At 73.2% G+C, this 10,750-nt stretch carries 8 protein-coding genes and 1 pseudogene; 2 read left to right on the forward strand and 7 right to left on the reverse strand.

Translation table 11 applies throughout. The features are described from left to right. Nucleotides 1–45: 45 nt before the first annotated feature. Nucleotides 46–489 (reverse strand): hypothetical protein, encoded by a 444-nt coding sequence (locus tag ABZS71_RS24240; RefSeq protein WP_356213505.1) that lies wholly within the window; start codon nt 487–489, stop codon nt 46–48. Nucleotides 490–654: 165 nt separating this feature from the next. Between ABZS71_RS24240 and ABZS71_RS24245 the strand changes: the two genes are divergently transcribed. Further along, nucleotides 655–2,058, forward strand: coding sequence for an aminopeptidase (locus tag ABZS71_RS24245; RefSeq protein WP_356213507.1), 1,404 nt, complete (start codon nt 655–657; stop codon nt 2,056–2,058). Nucleotides 2,059–2,255: 197 nt separating this feature from the next. Here the strand turns inward: ABZS71_RS24245 and ABZS71_RS24250 are convergent, their stop codons facing one another. From ABZS71_RS24250 to ABZS71_RS24260, 3 genes are all read right to left on the reverse strand, one after another. Next, nucleotides 2,256–4,175, reverse strand: a complete 1,920-nt coding sequence (locus ABZS71_RS24250) for a glycoside hydrolase family 3 protein (protein ID WP_356213510.1) — start codon at nt 4,173–4,175, stop codon at nt 2,256–2,258. Between the two features lie 125 nt (nt 4,176–4,300). Continuing rightward, a complete protein-coding gene (locus ABZS71_RS24255) occupies nt 4,301–4,900 on the reverse strand; it encodes a hypothetical protein (RefSeq protein WP_355858340.1) in 600 nt (199 codons plus the stop codon). A gap of 25 nt (nt 4,901–4,925) precedes the next feature. Next, a complete protein-coding gene (locus tag ABZS71_RS24260) occupies nt 4,926–5,849 on the reverse strand; it encodes a LysR family transcriptional regulator (protein ID WP_356213513.1) in 924 nt (307 codons plus the stop codon). Nucleotides 5,850–5,939: 90 nt separating this feature from the next. Between ABZS71_RS24260 and ABZS71_RS24265 the strand changes: the two are divergent. Then, nucleotides 5,940–6,767, forward strand: a pseudogene (locus ABZS71_RS24265) (EamA family transporter); the annotation flags it as partial. A gap of 43 nt (nt 6,768–6,810) precedes the next feature. Here the strand turns inward: ABZS71_RS24265 and ABZS71_RS24270 are convergent. The 3 genes from ABZS71_RS24270 to ABZS71_RS24280 all read right to left on the reverse strand — a co-directional run bounded on the left by ABZS71_RS24270 (nt 6,811) and on the right by ABZS71_RS24280 (nt 9,906). Beyond that, nucleotides 6,811–7,608: a sugar phosphate isomerase/epimerase family protein gene (locus ABZS71_RS24270; RefSeq protein WP_355858346.1), complete on the reverse strand. Its 798-nt coding sequence runs from the start codon at nt 7,606–7,608 to the stop codon at nt 6,811–6,813. 110 nt (nt 7,609–7,718) lie between these two features. Next, nucleotides 7,719–8,861: a class I SAM-dependent methyltransferase gene (locus ABZS71_RS24275; protein WP_356213555.1), complete on the reverse strand. Its 1,143-nt coding sequence runs from the start codon at nt 8,859–8,861 to the stop codon at nt 7,719–7,721. 103 nt (nt 8,862–8,964) lie between these two features. Continuing rightward, nucleotides 8,965–9,906, reverse strand: a complete 942-nt coding sequence (locus ABZS71_RS24280) for a helix-turn-helix domain-containing GNAT family N-acetyltransferase (protein WP_356213516.1) — start codon at nt 9,904–9,906, stop codon at nt 8,965–8,967. Nucleotides 9,907–10,750: the final 844 nt, after the last annotated feature.

The following is a 10,750-nucleotide window of genomic DNA, read 5'->3' on the forward strand; positions in this document are numbered from 1 at the left end:
CGGCCGGTAACGCTGGGCGTTCGCCGGTCATTACGGACGGTAACATCACGGTTCCATGCCGCTGACCCTCGCGATGCCCTCCACTTCGCGCCGGTCGTGCTCCCGCTGCTCCGCCTCCGCCGCCACCCGCTGCTTGTGGCGGTGCAGGAAATCGGGGTCCTGGGCCCGGTCCTGAGGCACCAGCACCTTCATGCCCTTGGCGTGCGGACTGTCGCCGAGGTCGACCACCACGCGCTCGTCCTGGGAGGTGAGCAGGCCGAACAGCACCAGCAGCTCGGCCTGCAACGCGGGGGTGAACAGCTCTTTCTCCTCCGGCCCCATACCGAGCTCATACGTCCCCCCGCGGACGGCCGGTGAGGTGCTCAGCTCGCGCAGCAGCCGCATCAGCAGCTCGAGCGAGCGAGGATCGATTCGTTCCTGTAATTCGGTCAGATACCGCGTCAGCCGCTCGGCCCGTTCGCTCCGGTCGTGCCGTTCGTCTCGGTCCATAAAGGCAGGATGGGCCATCACAGCCCGCTACGAAAGAGGGCGGGGGCAACAACTCTCCGTGTGCGGCGGGTGGTTGGCGTCATGGCGGGCCCCTGGCGGGGGCGTCTGTGCCCCGATAGGTTCTCGGCGACCTGTGCGAACTGAAGGGGAACAAGGGGAGAACGAATGCGCAAGGTGCTCAGATGGCTGTTGTCGCTCGTGATACTCGTGGGGGTGGCCGGCGTGGGTGCCGGAAGCGCGTCCGCGGGAGCGGCCACCCCCACGGAGCCGGACATCAAGGAACGCGTCCTGCGGATACCCGGGATGAGTTTCGTCGAGGAGCAGCCCTACGAGGGCTATCGCTTCCTCGTCTTCACCTACACCCAGCCGATCGACCACCGGCATCCGTCCAAGGGGACCTTCAAGCAGCGGTTCACCCTGCTGCACAAGGCCACGGACCGGCCGACGGTCTTCTACACCTCCGGCTACAACGTCGCCACCGCACCGCGCCGCAGCGAGCCGACGCAGCTCGTGGATGGCAACCAGGTGTCGATGGAGTATCGATTCTTCTCTCCGTCCCGGCCGCAGCCCGCCGACTGGTCCAAGCTCGACATCTGGCAGGCGGCCAGTGACCAGCACCGCCTCTACCGGGCGCTGAAGCCGGTCTACGGGAAGAAGTGGCTGGCCACCGGCGGCAGCAAGGGCGGTATGACGGCGACGTACTACCGCCGCTTCTATGCGCGCGACATGGCCGGCACGGTCGCCTATGTCGCGCCCAACGACGTGGTCAACACCGAGGACTCGGCCTACGACCACTTCTTCGCGGGCGTCGGTACCGCCGAGTGCCGCACCAGGCTCAACGCCGTGCAGCGCGAGGCGCTGGTGCGGCGCGACGAGATCGTGGCGCGCTATCAGAAGTGGGCGGACGACGAGGGGCAGACCTTCACCGTCGTCGGCAGCGCCGACAAGGCGTACGAGAACGTCGTCCTCGACCTGGTGTGGGCCTTCTGGCAGTACCACCTGCTGAAGGACTGCGCGGACGTCCCCGCGCCCACGGCCTCCACCGACGAGCTGTACCGCTTCATCGACGACATCTCCGGCTTCTCCGCCTACACCGACCAGGGCCTGGCGACGTACACGCCGTACTACTACCAGGCGGGCACCGAGCTCGGCTCGCCCGACTTCAGGACCCCGCATCTGAAGGGCCTGCTGCGCTACCCCGGCATCTACACCCCGCGCAGCTATGTGCCGCGCGACATCCCGATGCGCTTCAGGCCGGCCGCGATGCGGGACGTGGACAGCTGGGTGCGCCATGACGCACGGCGGATGCTGTTCGTGTACGGGCAGAACGACCCGTGGGGCGCGGAGCGGTTCCGGCTCGGCAACGGCGCCAAGGACTCGTACGTCTTCACGGTCGCCGGCGGCAACCACGGCTCGAACATCGGGCAGCTCGCGGCGGCGGAGAAGGCCAAGGCCACGGCGGAGGTCCAGAAGTGGGCGGGCGTCGCCCCGACCGCCAAGCCGCTCGCCAGGCATGACGCGAAGCTCGACCGCCGCGAGGTCGAGCGCGAGCCGATGCTGAGGCCGTAGCGCGGTGGCGCGGGCCGGGGCCCGGGGCTTGGCCCCGGGTCCCGGCCCGCGCGCTGTTGGGACTCCGCCCCGGGTCCCGGCCCGCGCGCTGTTGGGACTCTGCCCCGGGTCCCGGCCCGCGCGCCGTCGGGACTCCGTCCCGGGCCCGGTCTGCACCCCGACGGCTGCTGTTCTGCCCGTCGGCGGCCGTACTCCGCTCAGTACGACAGGCCGTGCCCGATCGGGTACAGCACCCGGGACGGGTCGTCCGCGCGCCGCACGGCGACCGGCAGTCGGCCGCGCGGATCGGCCCGGCCGGCGATGACCCGGGCGGCGGCGCGCAGCTCCACATCGGTCCAGCAGTAGGTGGCCAGCGATGCCCCGGGGCCCTTGCCCTCGCCGCCCAGCCGTGCGATGTCGTACGGGTTGCGGAGCGCCAGATGCACCACCGGGGTGCCGGTGGCCACGAGCCGTGCGACGAGCGTGCGCTGGCTGGACCCGGCCTCGATGTCGTACGTCGCCACGATCACCGCGTCCCGCCCCCGCGCCGCCGCGACCGCCGTCTCGATCCGGCCCGGCGAGGGGTCGGGCGCGGTGCCCGTGCCGAGGGACAGGGCCTCGGTCGTGAAGCCGAGGCCCCTCAGGGCGCGGGCGAGGACCGCCGTCGGCGGGCCGCCGGTGCCGGAGGGGGCGGCGGGGTCCACGCCGACCACCAGCAGCGAGCGATGGCGGCGGCGGGACAGCGGCAGCAGCCGCCCGTGGTTGGTGATCAGGGTGGTGGTGCGGTCGGCGATCCGGTCGGCGGTGGCGCGGTGCGCCCGGATGCCGACCGTGCGGTCCACGGCGCGGTCGCTGGTGTACGGATCGTCGAACATGCCGCGGCGTGCCTTGAGTTCCAGGATGCGCCGCACGGACGCGTCGATCCGGTCCTCGCCGATCTCGCCCGCCCGGACCGCCTTGTGGACGCCCTGCCAGGCGGTGCCGAGATGCGGCGGGTTGAGCAGCTGGTCCACGCCCGCCTTCAGCGCGAGCACCGGGACCCGGCCGTCGCCGTACTTCTCGCGCACACCCTGCATCCCGAGCGAGTCGGTGACCACCACACCGTCGTAGCCGAGTTCGCCGCGCAGCACACCGGTGACGATGGGGCGGGAGAGGGTGGCGGGGTCGTCGGCCGGGTCGAGCGCGGGGAACAGCAGATGCGCCGTCATGATCGAGTCGATGCCCGCCTCGATCGCGGCGCGGAACGGCGGGGCGTCCAGCCGCTCCCACTCCTTCCGGGAGTGGGTGATGCGCGGGAGCCCGATATGGCTGTCCACGGTGGTGTCGCCGTGCCCGGGGAAGTGCTTGGCGGTGGCCGCCACCCCGGCGCTCTGATAGCCCTTGACCTGCGCCGCGACCAGCCGGGCGACGGCGCGCGGATCGGCGCCGAAGGAGCGCACACCGATCACCGGGTTGGCGGGGTTGACGTTGACGTCGGCGACCGGGGCGTAGTCCTGCCGGATGCCGAGCGCGGCCAGTTCGACTCCGGCGGTACGGGCCGCCGTCCGGACGTCCGACGCGCTGCCGCCCGCGCCGAGCGCCATCGCGCCCGGGAAGAGCGTGGCGGGCGCGCCGACGCGGGCGACGGCGCCGTACTCCTGGTCGGTGGAGATCAGGACGGGAACGGGGGCGGAGCCGTCGAGGGCGGCCTTCTGGATCCCGTTGGACAGCGCGGCGACCTGGTGCGGACCGCGGATGTTGTGCGCCCACCCGGCGTACATGATCCCGCCGACGTGGTACTTCGCGATCAGCTCGGCGGCGTTGGCGACGCCGATCTCCCTGCGGTTCGCCGCGACATCGGCGGGGTCGGGGGCGGTGGCCGAATGGCCGTACACCCGCATGACGAAGAGCTGGCCGATCTTCTGATCGAGCGTCATCCGCCCGATGAGCGCGTCGACGCGCCGGCGATCGCGGTCACGGTCGCGGTCGCGGCCCGTTGCCGGGGCGGGGCGGGAGCCGGTCGCCGAAGCGGTGCCGGAGGGGCTACGGCGGCTCGATGCGGGCGCGGAGGGGCTGGTCGTCCGCGGCCCGCAGGCGGTGGCCGCCGCGGCGGCGGCGACGGCGGCGAACAGGGCGCGGCGAGACGTGGGTGCGGGCACCCGCACTCCTTCCATGGGACGTCGGAGGGGGTGGCTGACGTTGATAGGACACGCTGAAACACAAAGCCCGGCCGGGTCAATGGGAACGGGTTTTTCGGTTCACGTTCGTTCAGGACACGTCGGCTTCAGTCAGCGAAGTGCGGGTGCGACGGCAGCCGCTCCCTCGCCACCTCGAAGACGGCGATCACATGGAACGGCGCGAAGCACTCGGGCGGCGGCTCGGGATGCCGGGCCGCCACCAGGGTGAGCCGGTCGCCGGAGCGGTGAAGCGTCGCGGACGGCCACTGGGCGCATCCGGTGAGCGTGGACCAGCCGACCAGCGCCGTGCGCGAGAAGTCGACGTGCCCGGCCTTCGCGGCGATCTCGGACCCCCGCTTCCCGAACCGCCCCGCGAAGGCGGTGAGCTCGCCCCTGCTCCGCAGCACCGTATGGACCTCCGGTACCGAGCCGGCCGTGCTCATGAAGGAGACGAGCCCGGTGTCGATCCGCCCCGAGCGCGGTGTGGCGGGCGGGGTGACGCCGCCGACGCTCTGGGAGGGGTGCGCGCCGGCGGCGGGGTGCTGATGGCCGCAGGCGGCGGAGAGGGTGGTCAGCGACGCAGCCAGCAGCGAGGCCGATACCGCTCTGCGGAGACTCCCCATCAGCACACCACTGGGACGGACGCCCGCCCGTCCCGGTTCCGTGTGCGGCACCGTCGCGTCGAATCGGTGGGTAACGGGGCGCATGCGCCCATAGTGACAGCCGGCGCCGTCACCCCGCGCGTTGTGGCCAGAGGTCGCGGAGGAGGCGTACGGTCTCGGTGATCGCGGGACGGCGGGCCGCGCCGGTGCGCCACAGGGCGTACAGCCGCCGGACCGGGACCGGTTCGAGGGGGAGCGCCAGCACTCCGTCCGGCAGCGGGCCACGGCCCAGCCGGGGCATGAGCGCGATGCCGAGACCGGCCGCGACCAGCGCGATCTGGGTGTGGTTCTCCGCCGCCTGATAGGCGAGGTCCGGCTCATGGCCCGAGGCGCGCAGCGTACGGACCAGCCAGTCGTGGCACACCGACCCCGGCGGCTGGCAGATCCAGCGCTGCCCCGGCAGATCCTCGCGGCGCAGCGCCCGCCGTCCGTCGCGGGTGGCGCGCTCGGCCAGCGGATGCCCGGCCGGTACCAGGACATCACACAGATCGTCCCCGATGACCGCCCGCTCCAGTCCGTCCGGGGCGGGCAGCGGGGCGATGTCCCAGTCGTGTGCGACGGCCATGTCGATCACACCCTGCGCCACCAGATCCACCGACAGATGCGGGTCGACCTCGACGAGCCGGGCGTCCAGGGAGGGGTGTTCGGCGGCGAGCCGGGCCAGCACGACGGGCATCAGCCCGCGTGCCGCCGAGGGGAATGCACCGATGATCAGCCGCCCGGCCGGCCGCCCACGCCGCTCCTCCAGCGTGGTCTCGGCCTGCTCGACGATCGCGAGCAGCTGCTGGGCGGTGGCGGCCAGATGCCGGGCCGCGTCGGTCAGCGCGATGCCCCGGCCCTGCCGCTCCAGGAGGGTGGTGCGGGTCTCCCGCTCCAACTTGGCGATCTGCTGCGAGACGGCGGACGGGGTGTAGCCGAGCGCGGTCGCGGCGGCGCTGACCGAGCCGTGCACGGCGACCGCGTGCAGCGCCCGCAGCCGGGCCAGATCCAGCATGGGCCCTCCTCCGCCTTTAACCGTTGCTACATCCAACCATGAAGGCATCCGCGCTGGTGCTACATGGTCCGGCCACGTGATCCTCGACCCATGCGACCTGCACACATCGCCCTCGCGGTCCTCGTCACCGCCGTCTGGGGTGTCAACTTCGTGGTCATCGACGTGGGGTTGGACCACTTCCCGCCGCTGTTCTTCTGCGCCCTGCGGTTCCTGACGGCGGCACTGCCCGCGGTCTTCCTGGTCGGCCCGCCGAAGGTGTCCTGGCGGTGGATCCTCGGGGTCGGTCTCGCGCTCGGCGTGGCGAAGTTCGGGCTGCTGTTCATCGGGATGCACGAGGGGATGCCGGCCGGGCTCGCCTCGCTGGTGCTGCAGATCCAGGCGGTCTTCACCGCGCTGTTCGCGGCCGTCGTCCTGTCCGAACGCCCCACCCGGCGCCGGCTGCTGGGCATGGCCGTGGCCCTCGCCGGGATCGCGGCGGCCGCCGTCGACGAGGGCACCTCGGGCCCGCTCCTCGGCTTCGTCCTCGTCATCGCGGCGGCGGCCTTCTGGGGTATCTCCAACGTCCTCACCCGCAAGGCCGCGCCGCCCGACGCCTTGAGCTTCATGGTGTGGGTGAGCGTGGTGCCGGTGCTGCCGCTGCTCGGCCTCTCGCTGATGTTCGAGGGCGCCGACCCCGATCTCGACGCGCTGCGCAGGCTCGACTGGGCCGGGGCGGGCGCGATCGTCTACGTCGCCTGGGTCGCCACCGTGTTCGGCTTCGGCGCCTGGGGGTTTCTGCTGCGCACCTACGACGCCTCGGCGGTCGCGCCCTTCTCGCTGCTGGTGCCCGTCTTCGGAATGTCCTCGGCGGCACTGGTGCTGGGGGAGGGGATCAGCCCCCTGCGCTGGCTGGCGGCGGCGCTGCTGGTGGGCGGGGTGGCGCTGACCTCGCTGCCGTCGGGCCGGCCGCCTCGCCCCCGGCTCAGGCCGCGTCGGCGAGCAGCCGCAGCAGATGGTCCCGGCCCGGGGCGAGCAGCCCCGGCAGCTCCTCCGCTCGCGGATACCACCGCTTCTCGTACTCCCAGCACAGCCAGCCGTCCCAGCCCTCACGGCTGAGCAGCTCCACGCACTCGGTCAGCGGCAGCACCCCGGCGCCCAGCGGCAGCGGGGTGGTGTCCTCTGCCGACGCGATGTCCTTGACCTGCACATAGCCCAGATGCGGGGAGAGCGTGGCGTAGGTGGTGGCCGGGTCCTCGCCGCCCAGCCAGGGATGCATCACATCCCAGATGGCGCCGACGCTGCCATGGCCGACGGGCCCCAGGACGCGGGCCGCGTCGGCGCCGGTCCGGTGCGAGTCATGGGTCTCCAGCAGCAGCCGTACGCCGAGGTCGGCGGCGCGGGGCGCGGCGGCCCCGAGACGGCGGGCGGCCGTGGCGTCGGCATCCTCCGCGCTCTGCTCACCGCCGCCCGGGAAGACCCGGACGTAGGGCGCGCCCAGGTCGTGGGCGAGCTCCAGCAGCTCCCGCAGCCCGGTCAGCACCGGCTCGTCCGGTCCGGCCTGGCCGGCCCGGACATATCCGGCGACGGTCAGGATCTCGACCCCGGCGGCCTTGAACTCCGCCACCACCTGGGCGCGTTCGCCCGCACCGAGGCCCGGATGCACCGGCTCCTCGGGGTGAGCGCGCAGTTCGACCCCGTGGTACCCGCTCCCGGCGGCGAGCCGCGCGACATCGCGCACGGGCAGACCGGGGACGCCGAGGGTGGAGAAGGCGAGCTTCATACGGGCTCCGTTGGTCGTCGGGGATCTTCCACGGGGACGCTAAGCAGGGGCGCGGGCAGGGTCAATCCCGCCGTGCCGATCACCGGCGATCAGAGGTGGCCCCGATGCCATCAGGCCGCGGTCAGCCGCCAGAGCGAGGTCACCTCCGCCGCACGGGCCGTATGCAGCGGATCGGCCGGGTCGAGGGCCCGGGGGTGCACGGGCCGGGTGTCCAGCCGGCCCACGACCCTCAGCCCCGCGGCGTCGAAGGCGGCGAGCAGCTCGGCGCGCGGCCGCAGCCCGAGGTGTTCGGCGAGGTCGGAGAGGATGAGCCAGCCCTCGCCGCCCGGTGCCAGATGGCCGGCCAGGCCGTCCAGGAAGCCGTGCAGCATACGGCTCCCCGGGTCGTACACCGCGTACTCGACCGGTGAGCTGGGCCGGGCCGGTACCCAGGGCGGATTGCAGACCACCAGCGGGGCGCGGCCCGGCGGGAAGAGATCCGCCTCGACCACCTCCACCGGTCCGGACAGGCCCAGCCGCGCCACGTTCTCCCGCGCGCACGCCAGCGCCCGCGCGTCCTGGTCCGTGGCCACGACGCGGGCGATCCCCCGCCGGGCGAGGACCGCGGCCAGCACGCCGGTGCCGGTGCCGATGTCGAAGGCCAGCTCCCGGGAGGGCAGCGGAGCCTCCGCCACCAGATCGACGTACTCGCCGCGCACCGGGGAGAAGACCCCGTAGTGCGGATGGACGCGGTCGCCGCCCAGCGCCGGCACCTCGACGCCCTTTCTGCGCCACTCGTACGCGCCGATCAGACCCAGTAATTCGCGCAGCGAGGTCACCGAGGGCCGACTCGCCGGGCCGTACGCCTCCCGGCACGCCTCCCGTACGTCCGGCGCCCGACGCAGCGGCACGCCGAAGTCGCCGTCCAGCGGCACCAGCAGCATGCCCAGCACCCGGGCCCGCCGGGACTGCGTCCGGCGGTGCTGGTGGAACGCCTCGGCCGGCGACTCGGCGGGCGTCCGCCGCCCCCGCGCGCGGTGCGGCCCCCGGTCGACCCGGCGGGCCAGCGCGCTCAGCAGCTGGCGGGCGCCCTGGAAGTCACCGCGCCACAGCAGCGCGGTGCCTTCGCACGAGAGCCGGTAGGCGAGGTCGGCCGCCATCCGGTCGTCGGCGACCTCGACCCGCCGGGGCGGCGGCGCACCGCTCTCGGAACGCCAGTGGGCGGTATGGGCCCGGCCGTCCTCGGTCCAGTGAATGACCTGCTGCGTACTCAGGGGGTACACCCTTTGCTCGTGCGCCGTTCTTGTGCGCATTGATCCTTGCGGTGCCGGACCGGCGGCGCGAGCGGTTTTCCGGTCGGATGATGCCCCGTCTACGTCATCCTCCCTGGAGGCTGAGCCGCCAGTCCTGGCCGACCAGAGTCACCCCGTAACTACGGTGCGGCTTCTCGGCGACCAGCTCGAACCCCGCCCGCTGGTAGATCCGGCGGGCGGAGGTCAGCACATCGTTGGTCCACAGCACCAGCTCGCCGTACCCGGCCTCGCGCGCGAAGTCGACACACGCGCCCACCAGCAGCTCACCGATCCGCCGCCCCCGCGCCTCCGGCTCGACGAGAAGCAGCCGCAGCCGGGCCGTATCGGGCGCCTCGTCCTGTACGCACAGCACCGACCCCACCGGACGCCCGCCGATCTCCGCGATCCACGCCCGCTCGCGCACCGGGTCATGGCCCGCGCCGAAGTCCCCGACGATACGGGCCACCAGGGCCTCGAACGAGGCATCCCACCCGAACTCCTGTGCGTACAGGGCCCCGTGCCGCTGTGCGATCCACCCCAGATCCCCCGGTTCGAGCCCCCGCAGCCGGACGGCGGGCTCCCTCGGCCCGTCGAACACCCCGCGCGCGGTCGCCAGCGCCTCCCGCAACCGCCCCATCTCGGTGCGGGGGAGTGTGGCCAGCAGCCGCGTCACCGCCTCTCGCGACCGCTGCTCCAACTCCTCCGCCACGGCCCGCCCCGCGTCGGTGAGCAGCACCTCCTGATAGCGCGCGTCCCGGTGATGCCGCTCCCGGGTGATCAGCCCCCGCTCCTCGAACCGGCCGAGTGTCCGGCTCACATACGCGGCTGTCAGCCCCAACTCCGTGCGCAGCCAGGACACTTGGGTGCGCTCCCGGTGGGCCAGCTCGTACAGGATGCGGGCCTCGCTGAGCGAGTACGGGGTGTTGAGCTGCCCGGGGTAGTCCAGGACGCCGATGAGCCGGGTGTACATCCGGTTGAACGCGCGGATCTCGTCCACGGCCGAGTCGAAACCGTCCTTGACCCCCATGGGGCACCTCCTTCGCGACATGCTTGACCTCATACTTGCGCCAGATCAAGTGTTTGGGAAGGGAGTGCGGGAGCGGGGGCGCCGGGTGGTCGGTGGTGCCGGGCGCGGCTCGGTCGGGTGCGGCGCCGTTTCGCCTGAGGTGCTTGGAGCATCGGGCGGGGAGGGGGCGGGGCCGGGGCCGCGTCGCCGTCCGCCGGGCCGGTGGGGCGGACGGCCGGTTGCGGGCTCGGTGGTGCCGGGCCGCCGTCCGATGCCGTCCGCCGGGCCGGGGTGCCTCCTGGAAAACGGTTGATGTGGTACTTGCGCCAGATCAAGCGTTTTTGGATGGGTACCCCGATGCGGGCCGTCCGGGGGCCAAACGGCCGGTCAGGCGCCGCCCGTCTCCAACCTGGCGCCTACGGCGAGGGGGCGTACGTCGGCCCCGTACCGGCCGAGGGGTGGCGACGGCGCGGCGCCCGCCCCCACTCGGCCCGTGTTTCAGGCGCCGGAGGCGCGAGACGAAACCCGCGCCCCGCTACCGGCATGGCGCCCGCGGCGAAGGGGGGCGTAGGTCGGCCCCGTACCGGCCGAGGGGTGCTGTCGGCGCGGCGCCCGCCCCCACCGGCCCGTGTTCCAGGCGCCGGAGGCGCGAGACGAAACCCGCGCCCCGCTACCAACCTGGCACCCGCGGCGAAGGGGGGCGTACGTCGGCCTCGTACCGGCCGAGGGGTGGTGACGGCGCGGCGCCCGCCCCCACCCGGCCCGTGCTCCAGGCGCCGGAGGCGCGAGACGAAACCCGCGCCCCGCTACCAACCTGGCACCCGCGGCGAAGGGGGGCGTACGTCGGCCTCGTACCGGCCGAGGG

Source organism: Streptomyces sp. NPDC005393 (genome assembly GCF_040606675.1).
Classification (GTDB): domain Bacteria; phylum Actinomycetota; class Actinomycetes; order Streptomycetales; family Streptomycetaceae; genus Streptomyces.

Excerpts from the sequence above, each read along its gene's own strand:
- ABZS71_RS24245 (WP_356213507.1), top strand. The coding sequence starts at position 655 with ATGCGCAAGGTGCTCAGATGGCTGTTGTCGCTCGTGATACTCGTGGGG.
- ABZS71_RS24255 (WP_355858340.1), bottom strand. The coding sequence starts at position 4,900 with ATGCGCCCCGTTACCCACCGATTCGACGCGACGGTGCCGCACACGGAA.
- ABZS71_RS24280 (WP_356213516.1), bottom strand. The coding sequence starts at position 9,906 with ATGGGGGTCAAGGACGGTTTCGACTCGGCCGTGGACGAGATCCGCGCG.
- ABZS71_RS24270 (WP_355858346.1), bottom strand. The coding sequence starts at position 7,608 with ATGAAGCTCGCCTTCTCCACCCTCGGCGTCCCCGGTCTGCCCGTGCGC.
- ABZS71_RS24240 (WP_356213505.1), bottom strand. The coding sequence starts at position 489 with ATGGACCGAGACGAACGGCACGACCGGAGCGAACGGGCCGAGCGGCTG.
- ABZS71_RS24260 (WP_356213513.1), bottom strand. The coding sequence starts at position 5,849 with ATGCTGGATCTGGCCCGGCTGCGGGCGCTGCACGCGGTCGCCGTGCAC.